24 protein-coding genes and 4 pseudogenes are annotated in these 23,276 nt (G+C 69.2%); 13 read left to right on the forward strand and 15 right to left on the reverse strand.

What is annotated here, in order from left to right:
• Positions 1 to 87 precede the first annotated feature (87 nt).
• A complete protein-coding gene (locus CES90_RS42005; protein ID WP_189787509.1) occupies positions 88 to 441 on the forward strand; it encodes a cupin domain-containing protein in 354 nt (117 codons plus the stop codon).
• Between the two features lie 569 nt (positions 442 to 1,010).
• Here CES90_RS42005 and CES90_RS42010 read toward each other — a convergent pair.
• On the reverse strand, positions 1,011 to 1,169 hold the full coding sequence (locus CES90_RS42010; RefSeq protein WP_189787510.1) for a hypothetical protein: 159 nt from the start codon (positions 1,167 to 1,169) through the stop codon (positions 1,011 to 1,013).
• Positions 1,170 to 1,579: 410 nt separating this feature from the next.
• Positions 1,580 to 2,167 (reverse strand): TetR/AcrR family transcriptional regulator, encoded by a 588-nt coding sequence (locus CES90_RS42015; RefSeq protein WP_189787511.1) that lies wholly within the window; start codon positions 2,165 to 2,167, stop codon positions 1,580 to 1,582.
• Positions 2,168 to 2,273: 106 nt separating this feature from the next.
• Here CES90_RS42015 and CES90_RS42020 point away from each other — a divergent pair, with 106 nt between their 5' ends.
• The gene (locus CES90_RS42020; protein ID WP_189787512.1) at positions 2,274 to 3,089 is read left to right on the forward strand and encodes an oxidoreductase; all 816 of its coding nucleotides are present in this window, start codon (positions 2,274 to 2,276) and stop codon (positions 3,087 to 3,089) included.
• Between the two features lie 1,665 nt (positions 3,090 to 4,754).
• Here the strand turns inward: CES90_RS42020 and CES90_RS42025 are convergent.
• The 9 genes from CES90_RS42025 to CES90_RS42065 form a co-directional block, all read right to left on the reverse strand.
• Positions 4,755 to 6,185, reverse strand: coding sequence for an aldehyde dehydrogenase family protein (locus CES90_RS42025; protein WP_189787513.1), 1,431 nt, complete (start codon positions 6,183 to 6,185; stop codon positions 4,755 to 4,757).
• Positions 6,178 to 6,312 carry a hypothetical protein gene (locus tag CES90_RS51465; RefSeq protein ID WP_268257064.1) on the reverse strand — a complete coding sequence of 45 codons (135 nt, stop codon included), beginning with the start codon at positions 6,310 to 6,312 and terminating at the stop codon, positions 6,178 to 6,180. Before CES90_RS51465 ends, CES90_RS42025 begins: the two co-directional genes overlap by 8 nt.
• 180 nt (positions 6,313 to 6,492) lie before the next feature.
• Positions 6,493 to 7,311, reverse strand: coding sequence for a 2-oxo-tetronate isomerase (gene otnI / locus CES90_RS42035; protein ID WP_189787514.1), 819 nt, complete (start codon positions 7,309 to 7,311; stop codon positions 6,493 to 6,495).
• A gap of 49 nt (positions 7,312 to 7,360) precedes the next feature.
• A complete protein-coding gene (locus CES90_RS42040; protein WP_189787515.1) occupies positions 7,361 to 8,110 on the reverse strand; it encodes an aspartate/glutamate racemase family protein in 750 nt (249 codons plus the stop codon).
• 162 nt (positions 8,111 to 8,272) lie between these two features.
• Entirely contained in the window at positions 8,273 to 9,136 is an 864-nt protein-coding gene (locus CES90_RS42045) for a class II fructose-bisphosphate aldolase (RefSeq protein WP_189787516.1), read from the reverse strand.
• The gene (locus tag CES90_RS42050; protein WP_232791367.1) at positions 9,136 to 10,587 is read right to left on the reverse strand and encodes a four-carbon acid sugar kinase family protein; all 1,452 of its coding nucleotides are present in this window, start codon (positions 10,585 to 10,587) and stop codon (positions 9,136 to 9,138) included. The genes CES90_RS42045 and CES90_RS42050 overlap by 1 nt, the downstream gene beginning before the upstream one ends.
• Positions 10,588 to 10,651: 64 nt before the next feature.
• Positions 10,652 to 12,064, reverse strand: coding sequence for an aspartate ammonia-lyase (gene aspA / locus CES90_RS42055; RefSeq protein ID WP_189787517.1), 1,413 nt, complete (start codon positions 12,062 to 12,064; stop codon positions 10,652 to 10,654).
• A gap of 154 nt (positions 12,065 to 12,218) precedes the next feature.
• Positions 12,219 to 12,389: a hypothetical protein gene (locus CES90_RS42060; protein ID WP_189787561.1), complete on the reverse strand. Its 171-nt coding sequence runs from the start codon at positions 12,387 to 12,389 to the stop codon at positions 12,219 to 12,221.
• A 265-nt stretch (positions 12,390 to 12,654) separates the two neighbouring features.
• Positions 12,655 to 12,969 (reverse strand): hypothetical protein, encoded by a 315-nt coding sequence (locus tag CES90_RS42065; RefSeq protein ID WP_189787518.1) that lies wholly within the window; start codon positions 12,967 to 12,969, stop codon positions 12,655 to 12,657.
• Between the two features lie 196 nt (positions 12,970 to 13,165).
• Here CES90_RS42065 and CES90_RS42070 point away from each other — a divergent pair.
• Both CES90_RS42070 and CES90_RS42075 read left to right on the forward strand, forming a co-directional pair.
• Positions 13,166 to 13,929: pseudogene (locus CES90_RS42070) on the forward strand (IS5 family transposase).
• Positions 13,930 to 13,958: 29 nt separating this feature from the next.
• Positions 13,959 to 14,351 carry a hypothetical protein gene (locus CES90_RS42075; protein WP_189787519.1) on the forward strand — a complete coding sequence of 131 codons (393 nt, stop codon included), beginning with the start codon at positions 13,959 to 13,961 and terminating at the stop codon, positions 14,349 to 14,351.
• Between the two features lie 172 nt (positions 14,352 to 14,523).
• Here the strand turns inward: CES90_RS42075 and CES90_RS42080 are convergent, their stop codons facing one another.
• The gene (locus CES90_RS42080; protein WP_189787520.1) at positions 14,524 to 15,501 is read right to left on the reverse strand and encodes a LysR family transcriptional regulator; all 978 of its coding nucleotides are present in this window, start codon (positions 15,499 to 15,501) and stop codon (positions 14,524 to 14,526) included.
• 253 nt (positions 15,502 to 15,754) lie between these two features.
• On the opposite strand from CES90_RS42080, the gene CES90_RS42085 reads away from it, so the two are divergent.
• Genes CES90_RS42085 through CES90_RS42095 form a run of 3 tightly spaced genes read left to right on the forward strand, consistent with a single transcriptional unit; the run spans position 15,755 to position 17,981 of the window.
• Positions 15,755 to 16,639, forward strand: coding sequence for a DODA-type extradiol aromatic ring-opening family dioxygenase (locus tag CES90_RS42085; RefSeq protein WP_189787521.1), 885 nt, complete (start codon positions 15,755 to 15,757; stop codon positions 16,637 to 16,639).
• A complete protein-coding gene (locus tag CES90_RS42090) occupies positions 16,636 to 16,920 on the forward strand; it encodes a hypothetical protein (RefSeq protein WP_189787522.1) in 285 nt (94 codons plus the stop codon). The genes CES90_RS42085 and CES90_RS42090 overlap by 4 nt, the downstream gene beginning before the upstream one ends.
• Positions 16,921 to 16,925: 5 nt before the next feature.
• Positions 16,926 to 17,981, forward strand: coding sequence for a fumarylacetoacetate hydrolase family protein (locus CES90_RS42095; RefSeq protein ID WP_189787523.1), 1,056 nt, complete (start codon positions 16,926 to 16,928; stop codon positions 17,979 to 17,981).
• Positions 17,982 to 18,413: 432 nt separating this feature from the next.
• Here CES90_RS42095 and CES90_RS50595 read toward each other — a convergent pair whose 3' ends face one another.
• Positions 18,414 to 18,773, reverse strand: coding sequence for a hypothetical protein (locus CES90_RS50595; RefSeq protein ID WP_229914370.1), 360 nt, complete (start codon positions 18,771 to 18,773; stop codon positions 18,414 to 18,416).
• Between CES90_RS50595 and CES90_RS52210 the strand changes: the two are divergent.
• The 5 genes and pseudogenes from CES90_RS52210 to CES90_RS52215 form a co-directional block, all read left to right on the forward strand.
• Positions 18,697 to 18,945, forward strand: a pseudogene (locus CES90_RS52210) (hypothetical protein); the annotation flags it as partial. The gene CES90_RS50595 and the pseudogene CES90_RS52210 overlap by 77 nt on opposite strands.
• Positions 18,946 to 18,958: 13 nt before the next feature.
• Positions 18,959 to 19,222: a cytochrome P450 gene (locus CES90_RS42105; protein ID WP_189787524.1), complete on the forward strand. Its 264-nt coding sequence runs from the start codon at positions 18,959 to 18,961 to the stop codon at positions 19,220 to 19,222.
• A 120-nt stretch (positions 19,223 to 19,342) separates the two neighbouring features.
• Positions 19,343 to 20,971 (forward strand): bifunctional 3-(3-hydroxy-phenyl)propionate/3-hydroxycinnamic acid hydroxylase, encoded by a 1,629-nt coding sequence (locus tag CES90_RS42110; protein ID WP_189787525.1) that lies wholly within the window; start codon positions 19,343 to 19,345, stop codon positions 20,969 to 20,971.
• 104 nt (positions 20,972 to 21,075) lie between these two features.
• Positions 21,076 to 21,252 (forward strand): annotated as a pseudogene (locus CES90_RS42115) (LysR family transcriptional regulator); the annotation flags it as partial.
• Positions 21,235 to 21,519: pseudogene (locus tag CES90_RS52215) on the forward strand (hypothetical protein); the annotation flags it as partial. The pseudogenes CES90_RS42115 and CES90_RS52215, both read left to right, overlap by 18 nt.
• Positions 21,520 to 21,536: 17 nt before the next feature.
• Here CES90_RS52215 and CES90_RS50605 read toward each other — a convergent pair.
• Positions 21,537 to 21,689: a hypothetical protein gene (locus tag CES90_RS50605; protein ID WP_229914375.1), complete on the reverse strand. Its 153-nt coding sequence runs from the start codon at positions 21,687 to 21,689 to the stop codon at positions 21,537 to 21,539.
• Here CES90_RS50605 and CES90_RS52220 point away from each other — a divergent pair.
• On the forward strand, positions 21,679 to 22,266 hold the full coding sequence (locus tag CES90_RS52220; RefSeq protein ID WP_373313595.1) for a hypothetical protein: 588 nt from the start codon (positions 21,679 to 21,681) through the stop codon (positions 22,264 to 22,266). The two genes, CES90_RS50605 and CES90_RS52220, sit on opposite strands and share 11 nt — an antisense overlap.
• Here the strand turns inward: CES90_RS52220 and CES90_RS42125 are convergent.
• Positions 22,244 to 23,263: a dihydrodipicolinate synthase family protein gene (locus CES90_RS42125; protein ID WP_189787526.1), complete on the reverse strand. Its 1,020-nt coding sequence runs from the start codon at positions 23,261 to 23,263 to the stop codon at positions 22,244 to 22,246. The two genes, CES90_RS52220 and CES90_RS42125, sit on opposite strands and share 23 nt — an antisense overlap.
• Positions 23,264 to 23,276: the final 13 nt, after the last annotated feature.

Genomic DNA, 23,276 nt, shown 5'->3' on the forward strand with positions numbered 1-23,276 from the left:
CGTTCAGCCGGGTCGAACTCGACCCGGTGACGCCTGGTATGCCCGTTCTCGATTCGCATAGCTCCCGACACCAACAGAGGAAAAAGCATGTCGCTCCTGAAGACCATCGACACCGATCCCTCCTTCGCACCCAGCGAGTCCGGCCCGCTGCCGGAACGCCTGATCTCCGGCGACCCGACGTACAAGACCTGGGCCCAGGACACCGCCCGTGAGGGAACGATCAACACGGGTGTCTGGGAAGCCACACCCGGCGAGACGCGCTCGGTCAAGGGCGAGACCTTCGAGTTCTGCCACATCCTTTCCGGCGTCGCCGAACTCACGCCGGAAGGCGGCGAGCCGGTGATCTACAAGGCAGGCGACAGCTTTGTCATGAAGCCGGGCTACGTCGGTGTCTGGAAGACCATCGAAACCGTGCGCAAGATCTACCTGACCGTGTCGTAACGCCCACGCCGCAGGGCACGATCGGCGTCGGGACCTCTCGCGAGGGCAACCTGCCCAGCAGACACATGTCCTCGATGCCCTGAGGACCACGCTGTGGCAGAAATGCGGCTCAGCGACGGGGTATGTGGCGATGGGACCGGCGGCTGCCGCCGGTCCCATCCGTACTGCTCGGCGTCGCCGCGTGGAAGGCAGGCGGGCGCACCAAGAGCCCCAGATCGAAGAGGGGCCCTCCGCGCGCCCGCGGCCCGCAGGCGGTGGGTGGCGAAGCGCACCGCCAGTTCTCCAGCGCCTCGCGCAGGCGGCAGCGGAACGTGGCGGCCGGCCCGACGGCATGGTCCGGCCGAGCGTGCGAAGCACCGTAAGGGCAACGGTGCGCACCACAAGCAGAAAGCCACCGGCAGCTTCGACCCTGGTGATCTCACTGCACGGGATCCATCCGCGACTGACAAGCCTGGAGAACCGCATCCGACTAGGCGCAAGAAGCCTTCGGCCATATCCGCGGTTGACCACAGAGAAGAGCGAAGCCAGCCGAATCCCGGTCGACCAGCCGCTCAGGTCGCGCAGGCCGGTCAACTCGGCGACCGGGTAAGAAACCATGTCGCCGCGGGTCCCTTGGTCGCGTGGACCTTGCCGTCCTGCCGCAGCGCGGCCGTCCACACCTTCGCCGGCAGCAGCGCGATGGCCTGCTCGACCGTGGCGTTGACGGCCCAGCCGGTCACCCAGCGCACCCGGCGCACCCGGCGCCGGCTCGGGGACAGCTGTTGGAGATGAGGCCAACCGACGTGCGCTGACCTGGTGAAACGCAGCCACTGCGAGGTGACGATCCCGCGCAGAGGTGTGGAGATTCCCGCTGAACCGCCGTACGCCGACGTCGTCGGTACGGGTGGTCGCGGCCGGTTCCCGGAGTGGGAACCGGCTGGTGGCGAAGACTTCGAGTGTGATGGGGAAGACCGTGAAGGTCGCGGGGATGTGACTGAGCGGAATGGTTGTCGCCTGGGCGCGGTGTCCGTCATCTGTGGCTGGCAGCCAGGTCTCGCGCGGGGTACTTCATCATGCCGCGGTGGGTTCTGGTGGGCAGCAGCGCCTGTGCGCCGCCTTCCGTGGGGCAGCCAGGCTCGTCCACGAGGCGGAGAGCGGGCTACCGCACAGGTGAGGCGTCGAGCAGCGCGAGGGCGTTGTGGACGCCCTGGTCGAGGACGTCGTCGGCGAGCTTGGGGTCGGCCAGGGCGCGGGAGAGTTGCAGCGTCCCGACCATCATGGCGAAGACGCTGAGCGCCTGCGCGCGTGCCGAGGGAGGGTTGTCGGGTGCCAGCCGGGCTGCGATGTCGTCGATAACGGCCAGCATGCCCCCGGTGAACGCCTGCTTGGTCGCGTCCGTGCAGCGTCCGATCTCGTCGAGCAGGGCGGCGGTGGGGCAGCCGTTCTCGGGGTCGTCGCGGTGTCCGGGGGACAGGTACGCGCGGACGAACTGTTCGAGCCCGGCGCGGCCATGCGCCAGCGTTTCAAGGCTGGCGTTCTGCATGCCCAACTGGTCGGCGACGGCGTTCGCGACGAGGTCCTCCTTGGAGGCGAAGTGGGCGTAGAAGGCGCCGTTGGTCAGCCCCGCGTCCGACATCAGCGTTGAGATCCCGGAACCGTCGATGCCGTCCTTCTTGAACCGGCGGCCGGCCGCGTCGATGATCCGCTGCCGCGTCGCCTGCTTGTGATCTTTCGTGTAGCGCGCCACGCACTCCTCCTCGTCGCTCCGCCCAGGGGGCCGCTTGCCGCTTGCAGACTCCCATCCTAGAGTAATTGCATTACGGTCGTAATCCAATCGCTGAGGAGACCCCAACATGACCACAAACCGGCCGGTAGCACTCGTGACCGGAGCATCGTCAGGCATCGGCAAGGCGGCCGCGCTCGCGCTCGTCGACGCAGGATTTGAGGTCGTCGGAACGAGCCGCCGAACCTCCGGGGAAGCCCACCGCGACGGCGTGACGTTCCTCGACCTCGACGTGGCCAGCGACACCTCGGTCGCCCGCGCGGTCGACCGCGTGATCGAGAAGTTCGGGCGGATCGACGTCCTGGTCAACAACGCCGGCATCGGCTCCGCCGGCGCCGGCGAGGAACGCTCCCTTACCCAGGACCAGCAGCTGTTCGACATCAACGTCTTCGGCCTGATCCGCATGACCAAGGCGGTCCTGCCGCACATGCGCGCCCAGGGCCGCGGCCGGATCATCAACATCTCGTCCGTCCTCGGGTTCGTCCCCGCGCCGTACATGGCCGCCTACGCCGCGTCCAAGCACGCCGTCGAGGGCTACTCCGAGTCCATGGATCACGAGGTCCGCCAGCACGGCGTCCGCGTACTGCTCGTCGAACCCGCCGTGACCAGGACCGCGTTCGAGGCCAACTCCCCACAACCCGCCACGCCTCTGCCGGTCTACGAGCAGCAGCGGCAGGTCTTCGAGGGCGTGATGGCCGCGGCGATGAAGGACGGCGACGATCCCGCTACCGTCGCCAAGGCGATCGTCGCCGCGGCGACCGACCCGAAGCCGAAGCTCCGCTACCCCGCCGGACCGACCGCCGGACGCGTCAGTGCCCTCCGCCGCCTTGTCCCCTCCCGGGCCTTCGACCGGCAGATCCGCAAGCTGAACCAGCTGCCGGCCTGACCGGCACCCCCATCCCCCGCCACCTCAACCTGCACCAGGAGCCTTCCGTGGACCTGCGCGCCAGCACCGCCCTCGTCACCGGAGCCAACCACATGGCCGCGCCCTCGCCGCCGAACTGCTCAGCCGCGGCGCTGCCGTCTACGCCGCAGCACGCAACCCCGACCAGGTCGAACTGCCTGGTGCCAAGCCGATCGCGCTCCACATCACCGACCCAGCCTCCGTCGCCGCCGCTGTCCCGGCCACCGGCGACGTCGCTGTCCTGATCAACAACGCCGGCGTCTCTACCGGCGCCAACCTGCCCGCCAGCGACCAGGACGCCACCCGCCTGGGGATGGACACCCACTAGGCAGCACTCAACACGTTGCTACGGGTCAAAGACTCTGCCGCACGGGAGCGAGCCCGGGTCGCGGGGAAGCGAACGGCGAGCCCTTCGTGCCGGAGGCGATTCCCCTCGACTATTTCAGGCGGGCCGCTCCGGCATCCGAACCCCTACGGTGGCCGGCATCGCCATCTGCGCTTGCGCCGTCTGGCGTGAGCGCGGATGGCGACCCTGACCTTAGAAGGTGAAAAACTTCAGCGCCCAGATGGTGACAACCACCGCGCTCAACGGAGCGCTGAAGTGCAAGCCACTGGAAGCGCTTGATGACAACTGTCTCGCCCAGCCACACCCGACCCGTGCATTCCGTCGCCCCCCGGCGTGCCGCATTTCGTCGGCTCCCCGATGAGCGAGCAGGGCGTGGCTTGGAGGCCGCGCCGTCCCGATCCGTACCAGCAGCTTCGACCACAGCGGCGGCCGGAGCCGCCGAAACGCCGAGGCCGGGACCGCCTTGTGGTCGGTAACGTCGTTGGCCGGGGCGGTGCCCGGCCGCAGCGGCATGGCGACGCGCTCACGGGTGTCGGCCACCACGCACTCAGCGGCATGTGACCGAAGCTGCCCTTGAAGGTGCCCGCCGCGTCTTCCCTGCGGCTGGTGCAGGTGACGACGGTCGCGTCCAGGTCCAGGACGTACCAGTTGGCCAACTCGCGGCCGCACACCGAGATCCAGGAGGAGCCGCCGAGTCGCAGGGTGAGCAGCGTCCACACCACGCGGCGTATCGCGGCGCGGGCGCGCTCGATCCGGGCCCGCGACGGGGGGCGTCGATCGCCGCCGGAGCACGGCGCGAAGTGCTCTTTGAGACCGGCTGGCTGAACACTGCCCGCCAGTGGTACTGGAGTGCTCGGCCTCCGAGATGTTCGTCGCACCGAGCATGATTGCGCGGGCCGGCTGAACCAGCGCCGTGCCCCGGTCCCGCCGGCCCGGACCGGTGCCCTCGGCAACGCCGCATTCAAGGCAGTGGCCAAGGCCGACGCGGTCGGCGACCTTCCGCAGCAGCACCACGCCCGCACGGCCGATCTGGTTCTTGGCGCCGGCCCGCACGGCAAGCCGATGATCCCAGCCGGCATTCTTCGCCCGTCGGGTGCCTCTCCCTCGCGGTCTTCTTGATCTAGACAGTCCAGATCACCCCAGGTGGGAGGCACCCTTCTGCTGTCAGGGCGTCAGGCGATCGTTCCAACTGAATCCATGAGGCTGCTACTTACAGACAGTCAGCTGCGCACCATCCACAGATCTGACGATTCCTCCGGCCTCGCCGCTGCCCAGTAAGTAGCGGTCGGTGCGGAAGGCGGTCATCGCACCCCTTCGGTGATGTGGTTGATGCAGACGACCTTGGGCTGGGTCATCTCCTCGAAGGCGAAGCGCACGCCTTCGCGGCCCATGCTGCCGTACTTGAACCCGCCGAACGGCATGGCGTCGAAGCGGTAGTCGGAGGAGTCGTTGATCATCACTCCGCCTGCTTCCAGCAGCCGGGCCGCGGTCAGGGCGCGGTCCAGGCGCGCGGTGAAGATGCCGGCGTGGAGGCTGTAGTCGATGGCGTTGGCCTGCTCGATGGCGTCCTCGAAGGACGTGAACGGCTGGAGTACGACGACCGGGGCGAACACCTCCTCCTGCCAGATCGAGCAGGCCGGCGGGACGTCTTCCAGGACTGCCGGCGCGTACAGCGAACCGGTGACGGTGTTGCCGCACAGCAGTACCGCGCCCTGGGCCACCGCCGTGTCGACCTTGGCCCGGGTGGCGGCCGCCGCCTGCGGGGTGATCATGGGGCCGACGTCGGTGCGCTCGTCGAGTGGATCGCCGACGCGCAGCAGCCTGGTGCGGGCGACGAAGGCGTCGCGGAAGCGCTCGTAGACCTCGCCGGCGATGAGGATGCGCTGGGTGCCGATGCAGTTCTGGCCGGCGGCCCAGAAAGCGCCCGAGACACAGGAGGCGACGGCTTCGTCGAGGTCGGCGTCGTCCATGACGATGACCGGGGCGTTGCCGCCCAGGTCCATGGCGAGCTTCTTGAGGCCGGCGGTGCGGGCGATGGCCTCGCCGGTGGCGAATCCGCCGGTGAAGGACACCATGCGCACGTCGGGGGCGGCCACGATCGCGGCGGCGATGTCGGCGTCGCCGTTGACGACGGTGACGATCTCCTCGGGCAGGCCGGCCTCGATGAGGGTGTCGACCAGCCGCAGGGCGGACAGCGGTGTGAGCGCGGAGGGTTTGAGGATGACGGCGTTGCCGCCAGCGATGGCCGGGCCGAGTTTGTGGGCGACGAGGTTGAGGGGGTCGTTGAAGGGGGTGATGGCGGCGATGACGCCCAGCGGTTCGCGGGTGAACCAGCCCTGCCGTTTCTCGGAGCCCTCGTGGGAGTCGAAGGGGATGACCTCGCCGGCGTTGCGCCGTGCCTCGGCTCCGGACAGCGAGAGGGTGTTGACGGCGCGGGAGACTTCCTTGCGTGCCTGGGTGATGGTCTTGCCGGCCTCGCTGACGATCAGCTGGGCGAAGGACTCGGCGCGCTGCTCGATCAGGCGGGCGGCGCGTTCCAGGACCGCGGCTCTGGAGGCGCGGGACAGCGCGGCGGCGGTGCGGCGCCCGCACCTGGCCTGCTGCAGGATGCCGCCGATGGCGCCTGCGTCGACGGTGGGGACCGAGGCGATGACCTCGCCGGTGTAGGGGTTGTGCACGGGCGCCGTGTCGGCGCCGAGTTCGATGCTGGGGGGTACGACGGTGTCAGACACGGTGAGTCTCCTTCAGAACGGGGCACGTGGGCGCGACGTAGTCGTCGGCGTGGCGTCGGCGGATGGCGATGATGTCCGAGAGCAGGGCGTAGGCGGTCTCGATGCGCCCGGCGCCCGGCCCGGACACCGTGACGGTGCCGAGGAGGCTCGGGTCGTGGACGTCGATGGTGCCTCGGGCGCCCGCTCGGCCGCCGCCGATGCGGGCGACGGCCTCATGGGCGGCGGCCCGGGCGGCCGGGGCGGCGGTGAGGAGTTGTGTGGTGGAGGTTTGGCCAAGGTGACCAGGTCGGGGTCGAGGCCGTACCGCTCAGCCTCGTGCGCTTTCTGCTCGGTGGCTGCGGTAGTCGTCGAGCCAGCCAAGACCTTCGCTCGTGCCGGCGCGGGGGCGGTACTCGCAGCCAATCCACCCGTCGAAGCCCAGCTCGTCGACCACGTCGAGCAGGTGGCGGACGTTGAACTCCCCCTGGTCGGGCTCACCCCGGTCGGGCACGCCCGCGATCTGCAGATGACCGACCCGGCCGGTCGGCAGGTCGCGGCGCAGTGTCGTGGTGAGGTCGCCCTCGACGATCTGGCAGTGGTAGAGGTCGAGCTGCACCTTGAGATGGGAGGCTCCCACCTCCTGCACCACGGCGTGGGCCTCGGCCTGGGTGCTCAGGAAGTATCCGGGCATGTCGCGGCCGTTGATCGGCTCGATCAGGATGTCGACGCCCGCCGCATCGGCCCGTTCCGCGGCCCACGCCAGGTTGGTCAGGTAGGTGTCGCGGTGCTCGGCCCGCTCGCCGGGTGTCGCGTCCGGTCGTACCAGTCCGGCCATCAGGTGTACCCGCGGGCAGTCCAGTGCCGCCGCGTACTCCAGCGCCCGGTCGACCCCGGAACGCGTCTCCGCCTCGCGTCCGGGCAGCGCCGCCGTCCCGCGCTCCCCGGACTCCCACGCTCCGGGAGGCGCGTTGAAGAGCACCTGCTCCAAGCCGCGGTCGTCGAGCCGGCGGCGCAGCTCGGCGGCGTCGTACGCATAGGGGAAGAGGTACTCGACGCCCTGGAAGCCATCAGATGAGGCCGCGGCGAAGCGGTCGAGGAAATCGTGCTCGTTGTACATCATGGACAGGTTCGCTGCGAACCTCGGCATGTTGGCTCCTCGTGTTCCGGCCGGGGACGGCCACGGTCAGTGCTCCAAATCACCTCGCTCCGCAGCCTCCCTGCCATTGCGTGGTCTCCCAGGCCCTCGCTGTGGCATGGGCAGGTTCAGCCGTCTGCTCGTGCAGCACATGCACCGCGTTCTCCGTTCCGCTGCGCGGGCTGGAGAGCACGGGCTTGCCGACGGCTTCGGCGATCGCGGGAGCCAGCCGTGCCATGGACGCCTGGGCCAGCACGATCACGTCGACCTCGGTGGCCAGCGCCCGTGCCCCGTCCAGCACTATCGCGTCGTGGCGGTCGCGGTCACCGGACATCAGCACCGGGAAAGCGCCCTCGCACAGCTGCTCCTGGACGGTGATGTCGCGGCCGGCCGCCCTGGCCTTCTCCTCGACGAGGGCACGGGTCGGGGGCAGTGTCGTAGGGACCGTCGCCAGGACGCCGATGGCGCCCGCGGTCTCGACCGCTGACGCGGTCATCGCGTCGTCGATCTTGACGATCGGGACGGAGACCAGGCGTCGGGCCACGTCGATGGCCGGACCGACCGAGGAGCAGGCGGAGAAGATGACGTCGGCCCCCGCGGACTCCGCGGCCTGGGCCAGGTGCACCATGCGCTGCGTGCTGGCAGGTGAGACCCCACCGTCGCGCACCACGGCGGCGAGCACGTCGCTGTCGACGAAGTGCAGGACCTTGGCGTCCGGCGCGAGTTCCGAGAGGTACTCGTTGATGACCGAATCGGCGTCGACGAACAGCAGGCTGGTGTGCAGTATGGCGATCGAGGCAGTGGTGGACATGATGTCTCCAACAGGGTGTGTTGTCGGCCCGCGTGCCCAGGAGGGCACGAGAGTGCGGGGCAGAGCGGTGCGAAGTGCGCGCAGCGCGCACGGCTGGAGGGGGGACGACGGTCTTGTGTCCGTCGGTGCGGTGGGCTCCAGGCGGGCGGGGCCGCGTTCAGGTCATGTGTCAGCCCCCTCGGTGCGGGGGCTCAGGCGGCCGATGACGTCCAGGGCGGCGCGGCGGACCGCGTCGCGGCCCGCCGCCCACAGGGAGACGACGTCGGCGCCGGGCAGCGCGGACGGGAGGGCCGTGCGGGTGGCCTCCAGGTAGGCGCGGCGCAGTTCGGCGTTGACGTTGACCTTGGCGACGCCTCGGGCGAGGGCGCCGTGCAGCTCCTCGACGGGCAGACCGCTGGCGCCGTGCAGGACGAGCGGGACGGTTACGGCCTCGTGGATCGCGGCCAGCCGCTCCAGGTCCAGGCGCACCGGGTGCTGGGTGAAGCCGTGGACGTTGCCGACGGCGACGGCGAGTGCGTCCACGCCCGTCGCGGCCACGAATTCGGCCGCCTGCCGCGGGTCCGTCATCGCCGCGGTGTGCGCGACGGCGTCGGTGGAGACGTCCTCGTCGCCGGGGAGGGCACCGAGTTCGGCCTCCACCCAGGCGCCGTGGTCGCGGGCCCGGCGGACCGCCTCCTTCGTCAGCGCGATGTTCTCGGCGAACGGCAGGTGGGAGCCGTCGATCATGACGGACGTGTAGCCCGCCTCGAGGCAGGCGGTGATCTCGTCCAGGTCCCGGCTGTGGTCGAGGTGCACTCCGCAAGGGGCCGTGGAGCGCGCGGCGGCGTCCAGCGCCAGCCGCATCAGGGCCTCGCGGCCGGCGTGCTTGAAGGGACTGGAGCCCGCCTGGATGATCACCGGCCCTCCGGCTGCCTCGGCGGCGGCCGTGATGCCCTGGACGGTCTCCAGGTTGTAGGCGACGAAGGCGGGCAGGGCGTGACCGGCGGCCGCGGCCTCCTTCAGGGCATCGGTTCCGTGCAGCAGCATCAGGCACTCCTGAGCAGGTCGAGGGCGTCGGCGAGGGCGTCGGCGCCCCCGACGTTCCCGGCGAAGACGATGTAGGGGATGCCGGCGGCGGGGCCGTCCACGGGCTCCCAGAGCGAGACGATGCCCGGCAGCAGCGTGCCCCGGGCCCAGGCACGGCGGATCTCAAGGCCGTGGGTGGCGGTGTCGCTGGAGGTGATACCGCCCTTGGCGACGACGAAAGCGGGCCGCCGGGCGGCGCTGACCTGGCGCACGGCCTGAACGAGCGCGGCGGAGACCTTGCGGGAGATCGCCAGACTGTCGTCCGCGTCGGCACCCGTCACCAGCGTGCGAGAGGTGCGGATCACGGCGTCGGCCGAGTCCAGCGCGCCGGCGGCCGCGGCCGAGACCTCAGCGATGTGGGCGTCACGCCGCTCCTCGTCCAGCAGCAGGGCCACGTCGAGTTCGTACTCGGTGATCCCGCCTCGCTCCCGCAGCCGGTCCAACTGCCGTGTCGTCAGCGCCACATGGGACCCCACGACGATGAGACCGTGCGGCGCGGCGTTGCTGCGCAGCGGGCGCAGTTCGGCGGGGGTGAGCGGTGCCCGTCCGGCTTGTCCGGCGCGGGCCCTGACGAAGGACGGCCCGACCCGGTACAGCAGCCGCGTGCCGTCCTGCTCCGCCTCGGCGAGGGCCAGGGCGAGCACCCGCAGGTCGTCGTCGCACACCGCGTCGACCACGGCCACCCGTCCGCCGCGCAGCGAGGACAGCAGCCGCGCCGTGTGCGCCGGGCCGCCGCCGCGCAGGTCATCGAGAGTGACGCGCAGGACCTTGTCCGCGGGGATGCGTCCGCCCGTCTTCTCCTCGACCCACTCGGGCAGCGAGGAGCTGCGATAGCCGAAGGTGGCGTCGCGGGCGAACTCGCTCATCCCGACCGGAAGCAGCCCGTCAGCGGTCCGCATCCAGTGCTTCGCGCCGACGGTCAGCCGGCCCGCCTCGATGTAGGCGGGGACCAGTACCATACCGTCCGGGGCACCTGCGCCCAGCTCGGTCAGCTCCTCGGCGAGGACGTCGGTCTCCAGCGGGAAGTGGCCGCGCAGCGTGGAGTCGCCGCGGCTGGCCAGGACGTAGCCGGTGCCCTCGGCCGCGGCGGCCGCGTGCAGGGCGCGGACCACTTCGCGGTTGCGGGCGGCGGCGTCCTCAGCAGGCAGGCTGCGGGTGTTGGTGAGGACGAAGAAGACGGCGCTGTCCTGGCGCAGCGCCCAGCGCAGGTCGTCCACCGACCAGGACGTCAGTACGGGCACGTCGGCGACCGTCTGGGTGCCGGTCGGATCGTCGTCGAGGACGACGAGACGGGGACCGCCGGATATCCGGGCGGCCACTTCCGCGGCGCTCACCTCACGCACCGGGGGAAGCCCTTGAAGCACCGCGGCCTCGGGGACAGGCCGCGTCTGGGCATGGAGGGGTAGGGACATGGCGAATTCCTGCTCCCTTACGGGTAGTTGGGGGGAACGTCAGTCGGGGTCGCGCTTGATCACGTCACACCAGGGCCTGACCGGGTCCCGCGACGGCCTCGGGACACAGCAGCTCGGCGAGGGCGCCGGCGGGCAACAGGCCCTTGTCCAGGACGAGTTCGGCGACCCCGCGTCCGGTGGCCAGGGCCTCCTGGGCGATGCCGGTCGCCGCCTCGTAGCCGATGTACGGGTTGAGGGCGGTGACCAGGCCGATCGAGTTCTCCACCGCCGCCCGCAGCGCCTGGGTGTTGGCCGTGATCCCCGCGACGCACCGCTCGGCCAGCGCCAGGCACGCGCGCTGCAGGTGCGTGATGCTCTTCGAGAGGGAGTGCCAGATGATCGGCTCGAAGGCGTTGAGCTGGAGCTGCCCGGCCTCGGCGGCCATGGTGACGGTGACGTCGTTGCCGATCACCTCGAAGGCGACCTGGTTGACGACCTCGGGGATCACCGGGTTGACCTTGCCCGGCATGATCGACGAACCGGCCTGTACGGGCGGCAGGTTGATCTCGCCGAGCCCGGCGCGCGGCCCGGAGGACAGCAGGCGCAGGTCGTTGCAGCTCTTGGAGAGCTTGACCGCGATCCGCTTGAGTACACCGGACATCTGGACGAACGCGCCGCAGTCCTGGGTGGCCTCCACCAGGTTGGCGGCGGTGACCAGCGGCAGTCCGGTGATGGCGGCGAGGTGGCGGCGGGCGGCCTCGGCGTAGCCGGCGGGGGCGTTGAGGCCGGTGCCGATCGCGGTGGCACCGAGGTTGATCTCCTGAATGAGTTCCACGGCCTCGGAGAGCCGGCTGCGGTCCTCCTCGATCATGACCGCGTACGCCGAGAACTCCTGACCGAGTGTCATCGGGACCGCGTCCTGGAGCTGGGTGCGGCCCATCTTGAGGATGTTCCGGAACTCGACCGCCTTCGCGGCGAAGGCGTCCTGGAGTACGAGCATGGCCCTGAGCAGGCCGTGCACCGCGAACACCGTCGCGATCTTGACCGCGGTCGGGTAGACGTCGTTGGTCGACTGGCCGAGGTTGACGTCCTCGTTGGGGTGCAGGTGCTCGTACCGGCCCCTGGCGTGCCCCAGCAGCTCCAGCGCCCGGTTCGCCACGACCTCGTCGGCGTTCATGTTGGTGGAGGTGCCAGCGCCGCCCTGGATCGCGTCGACGACGAACTGGTCGTGCAGCTTGCCCTCACGGATCTCACGGCACGCCTCCACAATGGCGGCCGCCTTCCTCGGATCCAGCAGGCCGAGTTCCTCGTTCGCCAGGGCGGCGGCCTCCTTCACGGCGGCCAGAGCGTCGATCAGATGCGGGCAGGCGGCAATCGGCGTGCCTGTGATGGCGAAGTTCTCCCGGGCGCGCAGGGTGTGGATGCCCCAGTACCCCTCGGCGGGGACGTCGCGATAACCGAGCAGGTCGTGCTCGCTGCGGTGCGCTACGGCGGTCATGGCAGGCCGGGCCTTCTCTCGGAGCGTGTTCAGGCGTGCGGGATGTGTGGGGTTGCGGCAAGGGGGGCGAGCGAGCACGAGCCGCCAGGGCGGTGCGATTTGCCACGGCCACGCCGCGGAAAGTCCGGGCACTCTCACCGCCGTCGGTATCGGCTCACAACGACTCGTCCTTCGCCTTGTCGCAGGCGCCGCCGGACGGCAGGAACCAGGCGGTGCCGCCGTAGAAGGGGACGGGCGCCTTCGGCCATCGCCGGGCGGGCGGCAGGACCTCGGCCCGGAGGCCGTCACCGGGGGCGAGGGCGAGGCGGTGGTTCTGGTTCGTCATAGGCCGATTGCAGCAGCGGGCCGGGCAGCGCGTCCAAGACTCAATCCCGATGTGGCTTATAAGGCGGCCCTATAAGACGATCTCTACCGCGGTTCAGTCGGCTCTCCGTCCGGGAGGCCATCGCCAGGACGGCGGACGGCGGACGGCGGGCTGCGGCGGCTGATCAGCGCGATACGCAGCCGCTTCGATCCGGAGCACACCTTCCGCTTCGCTTCCCTGTCAAGTTCTGCGTGTTGAGCGCATGCCGCCAGTTCATGGAATCCGTTCAGTGGGTGAACTCGTCGACAGGCGGACTCGACGCCCGGCGGGCGGGGACCACGACCCGACTGGCCAGCTCGCGTTCCGGGTCCGCCGGAATACGCACCGGGGCCGTCGCCGTGTCGATGCCGTAGCGGCCGAACCACTCGCGTACACACTCGGGCGTCGACCGCAGAAGCAGCGCCTGCCGACGCACCGAATCGATCTCGGCATCGTCGTAAGGTCCGAAAACGAGAGAATTCAAGCGAGTGTCCGTCAGCGACGTCGGCACACCGACCTCGGCAGAGGTGCCGTTGATGACGTCCTGCAGCTCCTGTAGCACGGCAGCCTCCCACAACGTTCCGAGAGCGAGAGAGAAACGGCGTCTACTCCTCCCACCGCTGGGAACATACTCAGACAGGCAGACACTGAGCCTTTTCCAACCTCCCGCGCGGGATGGCCAGTTGGCCTGACAGGCGGATGAAACCCCTGGTAGATGGGTTATCGACCAAGAGAACCGTCTCCACCAGAGGCTTCGCATGCTTGTCTACCCGTCCGGCGTCAACGTGTCCAGCTCTGCCCTGCGCTTCCTCGTCGCCCGTCTGAAGGAACGCCGGCGCACTCTCGGGACCCGGTGGCGGCGCCTGAGCGCGGGCCGACAGGCCCTGCTCACCCTCGCCCACCTCCGCAATGGCCAGCCCTACGCCCAGCTCGCAGCCGGTTTCGGGATCGGCACCACCACTGTCTACCGGTACATCACCGAGGCCGTCGAACTCCTGGCCACCCTCGCCCCCACGCTCGCCGAAGCAGTACAGGCCGCGTCGATGAAGGCGTACCTGATCCTGGACGGGACACTTCTACCGATCGACCGGATCGCCGCCGACCGGCCCTTCTTCTCGGGCAAACTCAAGAAGCACGGCATGAACGTGCAGGTCATAGCCGATCCGAGGGGTTGACTGCTGTGGGCTTCACCGGCCCTGGCCGGAGCGGTCCACGATGTACGGGCCGCACGCGAGCACGGCGTCATCGACGCTCTGCCCAGGCCGGCATCGCCTGCTGGGCGGACAAGGGCTACCTGGGCGCAGGCGGGACGGTGCGTCACCCTTTCCGAGGCCGCTGGGAGAAGTTGTCCACTGGCCAGCAGGCCGTCAACCGGTCCCAGGCCAAGATCCGGGCACTGGTCGAACAAGCCATCGCTACCCTCAAGTCCTGGCGGCTCCTTGGCAAACTCCGCTGTTCAACGACCCGGATCACGAACATCGTCCAAGCCGTCCTCACCCTCCAACTGGCCAGCTCAGACTGAGGCAGTCACCGAACTCGTATGATCTCGCGGTGAGGACCTGGACGGAGCACCCTGCCAAGGCGGACGTCGAAGCTGTCGTTCGCCGCTACTTCAGCCTGCTCCGAGCCGGGAGGATCCCTGAGGCCGAACAGCTCATCGACCACAGCGCGGTCCGTCCTGTGCTCAAGTCGCTGTGGACCGGGTCCGTCGAAGCAAGCGCCGATGGGGACGAGGCGAGCAGAAGCCCTGCTGCCGACGAGTGGGAGCAGGATCTGTCCTGGCTCGGCGAACTTAATCTCGCAGACTTCCACTGGGGCGACACCGGCAGCCATTTCTACGTTGAGATCACCTACCGCGCACAGATAATCGAGGTGGCATTGAGCTTCTGGGTCAAGCCTGTCGCCGCCAACTGGGTCATCGCGGGACCGGGCACCCTCTGGTAGGACACACGAAAGAGCAGCACGATCCAGGTGCCGGCGCAATCCTCCTGCTGGCGGACCATCACATACTGTCGATCAAGGACCCGGCCAGCCCGAGCACCCCGCCCCGTCCCACGCCAGCCCCGTGACCTGCAACATCAGGTTGGAAAAGGCTCACTGTGAGGGCGCCTGTTCATCAGTCAGCGGCGCTCATCGCTTGTTGGGCGGCCCGCTGCAGTACACCGCGGAACCAGAGGTGCCCTGGATCTTCGGTCAGCCGGTGGTGCCACCGCAGCGAGAGCGCGACGCTGACGTCCACGGGACTGGGCAGGACGCGGACGGCGACGATGGGCGTGAGCCGGTGCGCCAGCCGCTCGTGCAGGAACGCAATCCGGTTGCTGCCCGCGACGAGGAACGGCACTGAGACGAAACTGTCGGTTGTCACCTCGATCTGCGGATCGATGCCGAGTGACCGCAGCCGGCGCAGCGGCTCGGTGGCCGACCCGGGGTCCATTCGGCTGAGCGGGCTGACCCAGGGCAGGGTGGCCAGGTGTTCGAGGGTCAGCTCCGTGCCGACGACGGTGTTGCTGTTGGCGACGATGCCCACCCAGCGGTCCTCCAGCAACGGCTGGCCGGGATATCCCTGGACCAGCTCGTGCGGCAGGACCACGCCATCGGCGTGCCGGATCAGGGTGTCGGCGTCGAGATGGGCTGCGGCAGTCAACTGCTGGATGTCCAGTGTGGCTCTGGGAGCCTCCGTGGCGAGGATCCGGTTGAGCTCCTCGGACATCACGGCGACCACGTAGTCGGAGACCGCCAGGGTGAACCGCCGGGTGGTGGTGCCGGGGTCGAACTCGTCGCCGAAGAGACGCTCCAGTGCCTCGGTGGCCGTCTCCAGCCTGGACAGGAGGCTGGCCGCGAGCGGTGTGAGCTCGTACTGCCGGCCCACGCGTACCAGCAGCTGGTCCCCGAACCGTCGGCGCAGCCGCGCAAGCACGGCGCTGGTCGCCGGCTGGCTCAGACCGACGGTCTCTCCCGCGCGGGTGACGCTGCGCTCGATCAGTAGCGCGCGCAGTACCGGCAGGGTGACGAGGTCCTGGCTGCGCAGCACCTGGAGGAACGGCTCGGGGCCGTATCCCTCTCCGGCCCCGCGCGCCGATGGTTCTTTGGACACTGCATCTCTCCGTCCGCCGTCCGGCCTCGCGACTCTGCGCTGCCTCGCGCGTCATCATCTGCGAGCACACACGGCGTGCCAAGGCCGTAGCGCGATTCCCGCAGGTGGAGGGCTCAATATCCACCGCTTCAATGCGTCGTATAACCAGCTGCCTATTCCTGCCTGGAGTTCCCCCTGATCAAGATGGTCGAACTTCTTCGAACCGTCGTCCATCGCCGCACGGTCCGGGCGACGCGGTGGTGAAAGGTGATCCATGGCTTCCGTAGTGCAGGTGCTGTGTGTGCCGCACGATCCGACGTTTTCCCGAGTCGTCGCCGAGGGACCGGCGGCGCCCGAGCCGCTGCGGCGGACGATCGCCGAATACGCCGTGCTGCGCGAGCAGCTGGCGGCGGCGCAGCCCGACGTTCTGGTCGTGGTGTCCGGCGACCACTTCAACCAGTGGTTCTACGACAACATGCCGACCTTCCTCATCGGGAAGGCGGCCCGGGCGCGGGGCCCGTTCCCGCACGAGCAGCAGATGTTCGGCCTGCCCGCGTGGGACTCCGCGCTCGAAGGTGACATGGCACGCCACTTGCTGCGGCAGGGGTTCCAGCGGAGCATCGACTTCTCCTACAGCGATGACTTCCTCCTTGACCACGGGTTCACCGTGCCGCTGCAGTTCCTGCGGCCGGAGCAGGACCTGCCGGTCGTCCCGATCTTCACCAACGTCATGGCCCCGCCAGTGGCCACAGGGCGCCGCTTCTTCGACCTCGGTGCCGCCGTCGTGGAGATGATCGAGGCGCACCCCTCGAACCTCCGGGTGGCGATCATCGCCAGCGGTCACCTGACCAATGCGATCGGCGGACCGCAGATGATGGACTTCGTCACCGAGCCCGAGAACGCCTGGGACCGGCGGGTGTGGTCGCAGCTCCTGGCCGGCGACACCGAGACTCTGCTGGAGGAGAGCACGTTCGAGGCCCTCGCCGCGGTCGGCAACGGAACGCCGGGTTTCCTGGACTACCTGTTCGCGCTCGGCGCCGTCGGCGGTGAGGTGCCCGCCTACGCCGAGATGATCGCGAGCAGGTTCGGCCCTCCCGCCGGATTCCTCGCCTGGGGTGCCGGCATCGCAGTTCCGCGGGCGGAGGTGAACGTCGCGTGAGCTACGCCGCCAACCGCCTCCTGTGGGAGATCGCCGCCGACGGTGACCTGGCGGAGACGCTGAGGTCGGAGCCGGACACCGCTTTCGCCGGTCGTGACCTCACAGACGAGGAGCGTGCCGCTTTCACGGCGAACGACATCCGCGGGCTCTACCTGCTCGGCGTCCACCCCTTCCTGCTCTTCAACTACGCCCTGCGCCTTAACGGCGGCTTCACCCATCCGTTCGCCGACGCCTACATCGAGCAGCTCGAGGGCCTCGACGCCACCGACCTGGAGACCTGATCGCCATGACCGACACCACTCCGGCCAGCCGCGCCCCCGAGTACGCCGTCGACCCCGCCACCGGGCTGCGCGCGGACACGTTCGCCTTGGGCACCTTCGCCGACGGAGAACGCAGCTTCCCCGCCCTGGTGGGCGCCGACGGCACGGTCACCGACCTGTCGGACCGCTTCCGTGATCTGCACGAGGTGTTCGACGACTGGGGCCGCAACCTCCAGCTGGTCGGCAACCTGTGGGCCGACGCCTCCCGTACCACGAGGCCGCTGGCGAGCCTGCGGCCGTTGCCGCCGCTCAGCCACCCCAACCTCCTCGGCGCGGGCGCCAACTACAAGACGCACTCGGCGCAGATGCTGACCAAGAACGAGTTCAACCAGCACAACCGCAAGCCCGGAGAGACGGACGAGGAGTTCTTCCAGCGGAACTACGAGTTGATGGAGCGCCGGTCCCGGGAAGGCATGCCGTTCCTCTGGGCGGGCCTGCACTCCTCGCTGACCGGCGCCAACGACGACGTGATCCTGCCGGCCCTGGGTGACGAGCCCGACTGGGAACTGGAACTGGGCGTGGTCGTCGGCCGCACCGGACGCAACGTCACCCCCGACGAGGCGACGGACATGATCGCCGGTTACACCATCGTCAACGACCTCGGCACCATCGACATCTTCCGGCGCACCGACATCCCCTGGGGCTACGACTGGATGAGCAAGCACCAGCCGTCCTTCAAGGTCGCCGGCCCGCTCGTCGTCCCCGCTCAGTTCTTCACCCTGGACGACACCATCCGCACGACGTTGAAGGTCAGCGGGCAGGTGATGCAGGACTGGCCGACCAACGACGTCATCTTCGCCCCGAACCAGTTCGTGTCCTACGCCTCCGAGCGGGTCAACCTCCTCCCCGGCGACATCATCTTCCTGGGCTCACCCCCCGGCAACGGCAAGCACCACGGCCGCTTCCTCAAGGACGGCGACGTGATCGACAGCGAGATCACCTACCTCGGCAGACAGCGCAACCGCTGCGTCGCCGAGCCACGCGACCGCAAGCTCCACTACGGCCCCTTCCAGACCGACTGAGCGTCGACCGGCGGGCCCGGCCCGCCACCACGCGAGCTGCCTGAGGAGAGGATCACATGTCGCCCGACGCAGAGGTGCATGTCGAGCCGGACTGGTATCCGGAGGAGGACCGGGAAGGCCGCTCCCGCGGTGGCGGACTCCGCTCGCCCGAGCGATACGCGAAATACGCTCGTCTGCGCCGCGAGTGCCCGGTCGCTTTCAGCGACGCCCTCGAGGTACACGCGACCCTGACCCGGTACACGGACGTCACCGCCGTAGCTCTGGACACGGCGCGCTTCCGCAGCGATCCCTCGGTCACCCCGTTCATCGGGGTGTCGCTCGGCGACCAGATCCCCATCACGTTGAACCCGCCCGAGCACACTCCGTTCCGGCGCATGCTCAGCCACTACGTCCGGCCGAACCGCATGCCGCGCTGGAGCCGCTCATCCGGCGCTACGCCGTCGAGCACATCGAGTCGCTGCTCGCCGCCGGGGAGGCCGACGTGGTCCCTGCGCACTGCAGGCCTCTGCCGACGCAGGCCCTGGCGGCGCTGCTCCACCTGCCCGACGAGGCGGGACGCGAGCCGAGGCCGTGTTCGGCGTCTTCGCGCGACATATCGGCGCTGTCGTGGCGCAGCGCCGCACCGCACCGCTCGATCCCCGACGAGGACATGATCAGCGGTGCCCTCACCGCCGAGATCGACGGCGCCGCCCTCACCGACGGACAGGTCGCCGAGATCGGGGTCCAGATGATCGCCGCCGGGTTCTTCACCATCGCGAAGGCACTCGGGGCGGCGATCTTCCGGGTGGCCACCGTTCCCCGACTGCAGGAGACACTGCGGTCGCGGCCCGATCTGATCCCGCGTGCCGTGGAGGAGACGCTCCGGCTCGACCTGCCCCTGCACGAACTCGGCCGGCTGTCCGCCACCGACATGGAACTGCACGGCCGCGCCATTCCGCGGGCCTGCTCCGTCGGGCTGAACTTCGCCGCCGCCAACCGTGACCCCGAGGTCTTCGAGGACGCCGACGAGTTCGACCTCGACCGGAGTCCGAACCGCCACCTCGGCTTTCGGGCACGGTGTCCACAAGTGCATCGGCGCCCCGCTGGCCCGCCTGGAGATGACGGTCGTCCTGGAGGAGATCCTGGCCAGGACGACGTACATCGAGCTCGCCGGCGAGCCCCACAACGACCTGGGCCTGGTGGGCGGGAGCTTCGACCGGGTGCCCGTCCGTCTCCAGAACGCGGTCGGCCACAACCGCTGACCCGGTCCGACCTGCCTTTCCCGCGTGGCCCCGGACCGCGCCGTCCCCTTCCACGAGACATACCGACACCAGAACGCGGCCGTAATACGGTCTCCAGCATTCTCACGGAGCTGATCCCAAGTGACGAAACTCTCCACTGGCGACTTCGACGTCGCGATCATCGGCTACGGGCCGGTAGGACAGTGCGCGGCAGCACTCCTCGGCCGCGCCGGCCACCGGGTCGTAGTCCTGGAGCGGCACCCGAACCTCTATGAGGGCCCACGTGCCACGCACATCGACCAGGAGGTGCTGCGTCTACTCGACGCCGTCGGAGCACGGGAGAGCTTCGACGACTACACCCCGCTGTACTGCGTCCATGTCATCAACGGCCAGGGTCAGCCGCTGGCCGAGGCGCCCTCCCCCTTCGACGATTCCATCGCCTACGGGACTGACTACCAGTCCTGGCAGCCCAACCTCGAAGCGGCGCTCGACGGCGCAGTCGCCGACTGCCCGTCGGTCGAACTGCGCCGAGGATTCGAGGTGGTGGACCTACGAGACCTCGGCGGCAGGGTCGAGATCCAGGCCGAGCGACAGGAGATCGGCGATGACGGCCGGCGTCGCGGCACCGGGGAGATCGTCCGGCTCACCGCCACGTACGCGATCGCCGCAGACGGCGCGAACAGCCGGGTGCGCGAGATCCTGGGGATCGAGCGCCACGACTTCGGGTTCGAGGGGACCTGGGCCAACTGCGATGTCGCTTCCAACGTCGACTTCTCCCAGCACCCGGTGACCATCGGCGAGGGCACCTTCGCCCTCGGCAACCACGATCTGTGGATGGTCATGGACCCGGAACGTGACATCGCGGCCCTGCCCATGGGCAAGAGCCGGAGGCGGTTCGGCTGGGCCTTGCTCCCGGACGAGGACCGCGCCCACTTCGAGAGCGAGCAGTTGCGCTGGGAGGTCCTCGGCCGGTGGGGACTGACCGCGAACGACGTCGAGGTCCTGAGCCAGACCTTCTACGCGTTCGAAGCGCGGCTCGCCAAGAAGTTCCGTCAGGGCAACGTCTTCCTGGCAGGCGACGCGGCACACACCATGCCTCCCCATATGGGGATGGGAATGCGCACCGGCATACGCGACGCCAGGAATCTGAGCTGGAAGCTGGACCTCGTGCTGCGGGGCCTCGCACCGGACGCGTTCCTCAACAGCTACGAGGATGAGCGGCTTCCCCACAGCAGGATCTGGATCGAGACCTCGAAGGCCATCGGTGACACGACCTTCGTCGTGGACACGGACGAGGCCGCTGCGCGCGACGAGGCATATCGCTCCGGCCGCCAGGCACCGCCCGCCGGAAACCAGTTCCCGCTGGAGACCGGGCTGAAGCCGCACGACCCCGACCAGGCGGCGCTCTCCGGAAAGATGTCGCCGCAGGGGTTCGTGGAACGTGAGGGTGTCCAAGCCCACCTGGACGCGTTGCTGCCGACGCTGGGTTTCCGCATTATCAGCGTGGCGGGAGATCCCCGGGAATTCCTGGGTGCTGCCGCGTTGGCATTCCTCCACAGCGTGGATACGTCCTTCGTGACCCTGACGTCTGATTCGGTCGTCGGTGAGGACGAGGTCATCGATGTTGGAGGGGTCTACTCCGACTTCATGAAGGAGAACGGGATACAGGTTCTTGTACTGCGGCCCGATCTCTACATCTTTGGGGCCGCGGCCAGAACCGACCAGGTGGGAACGCTTGTGGCCGCTCTGCGGAAACACATCGAGTCCTGAACCCAGCCGACGCGAAGCCGTGAGCGCCGGTTCCTCATCGCGACACCGGCGCACGTTCTTTGGTCCTCTGCGCACATGCCGCAGCCGCAGCGGCCTCGTTCTGGGTGTCGTGTTCTCTCTTCGGCCTCGATCTCAACCCCGCCCTGCCCCTGCGGGCTTTGTTGGAGGAGCACAACGTCACCCGTGCCGGGCATCGCGTCGGGCTCAGTCAGCCGGCGATGAGCGCGGCCTTGGCCCGGCTGCGCCGCCACTTCGACGACGATCTGCTCGCGCGTACCGGCAACACCGAGCACGGATTCGCGCGACATCTTCACCAACCCCGAGGTCCTCGCCGTCGACCAGGACTCGCGCGGTCTGCCGGGCGACAAGGTCGCCGAGGACACCCGGGGCCTGCAGGTGTACGGCAAGGTGCTCTCCGGCACCGGCAAGCGCGCGGTGCTGCTGTTCACCGCACCGGCTCCGCCGCGAACACCACCGTCCGCTGGGCCGACCTGGACCTGACCTCGGCATCCGCCGGCGTACGCAACGCCTGGACCCGTACCGACGCCAGCTCGTTCACCACCGGCTACACCACCTCCGTCCCCGCCAACGACGCGGCCCTGCTCACCGTCTCCGGCACCGAGGCCACCGGCTCCACGTACGAGGACACCACCACCGCCACTACCCCCACGTTCACCGGCGTCACCGCCCCTGCGGCGGGCACGAAGCTGGTGGACATCACCTACGCCAACGGCGGTAGCGCCGCCCGCAAGGCTGCCCGACACGGCACCCGCACGCTCGTCGGCCCACCTCGTTTTCCACAGTCGGCGGTCCTGCGGGGGCTGAGGGCGGTGGCCCGAGCTGCCCGATCAGATCGTCCCGCTGGAAAGGGGTTAGAAGATCTTCGCCACCACTGCCTTGCTCACCAAGGCGGCGCAGGACGCCGGCCCCCGACGCATGGCGCCGCAGCATCGCCTTCATGCTCGACGGCCTGCGCGCCGAGGCCGCCCACCCGATGCCCACCGGCCCCTTGTGGCGTTGCACGGGCTCTGTCCATTGACCGAGTTCCTGGTCCGGCGGTCGTTCATCGATTCGGCGAGGGCGCGGACCTGTCCGGTAGGTCGGTCGAGGGCGGGGCAGCGGGCGAGGACCTGCTTGAGCTGCTGGGCCTGCCGGCCCCCGGGGACCTCCTCGCCGGTGCACCGACCGGTGCACCGCACCGCGTCGTCGAGCAGCCTTCGTCCCCGCCGCCGACTTTATGTCACTACGTCGTCGCGGCGGGCCGACGGCGTCTCAGGCCGGGTTGCGGCCGATGAAGAACTCGCGGAACGGGTCCATGCTCGGTTCCAGGCCGGCGTCGATCAGGCCCTTGCGCAGGGCGGTCATCTGCGCGTCGTGGATGCGCTGGGTGGGCTGGCGCAGCGGGCCGCCGTTGTAGCCCTGGAGCCAGCCCTGGAACTTCCACGCCTGCCGGTTGATGAACGCCCCGCCGTGCAGCGCCGGGGCCAGCCCTCCCTTGATCTTGCGGGCGGGGTGCAGTTGCCAGTAGATGTCTGCGGCGTCGTCGTACTTGCTCTCACGCAGCAGCTGGAAGACGCGCGGGATCATCGGGCCGTAGTACTCGTGGTCGCTGGTGGCGGAGAACTGGATCGGCATGATCTGGGACAGCGGGATCAGCTCGCCCTCGATCGGCATGGAGATGACCACCTCGTCGCCGAAGTGCCGGTGGCATTCGATGACGCTCTGGATGCTGGGGAAGCCGCCCTCCGCCTTGATCGCAACGATGTTGGGGCAGTCGTCGATCAGACGGCGGATGAGGCGTACGGGGATGTCGGAGGGGTGGATGCGGGGGCTGAAGCCCCACAGATACATGGGGAAGAGCATGACGCCGAGGTTCGTCGCGTCGCAGACGGCCTTGGTGTAGTCGTAGATCTCCTGCTCGGACTCGGGGTAGAAGTTCGGCGGGTACGACAGCAGCACCAGCTCGGCGCCCGCCTCCTCCGCCCCCTTCACGGCCTCGAGGTTCTGCTCCAGCGTGCTCCAGCTGGCGTGATGGGTGAGCAGCAGCCGGTCGCCGGCCTCGTCCTTGATGATGCGCAGGAAGTCGAGGTACTCGGGGAGCTGGATGGCGACTTCCGAGACGCCGAGGGTGCCCATGAAGCCGTGCTCGATGGCGCGCCGAGTGTCGTGGCGGATCGCCTTTTCGTTGATGTTCTTCAGGTCGCCGGTGAAGGACGGGATGGTGCAGTTGACGACGCCGACGAGGTTCTCGCGCGCCCAGTCGCGGGCTTCGGCGCGGGTGTAACGGGCCATGGTGGAGTGCTCC

Source organism: Streptomyces capitiformicae (genome assembly GCF_002214185.1).
In the GTDB taxonomy this organism is placed as follows: Bacteria; Actinomycetota; Actinomycetes; order Streptomycetales; family Streptomycetaceae; genus Streptomyces; species Streptomyces capitiformicae.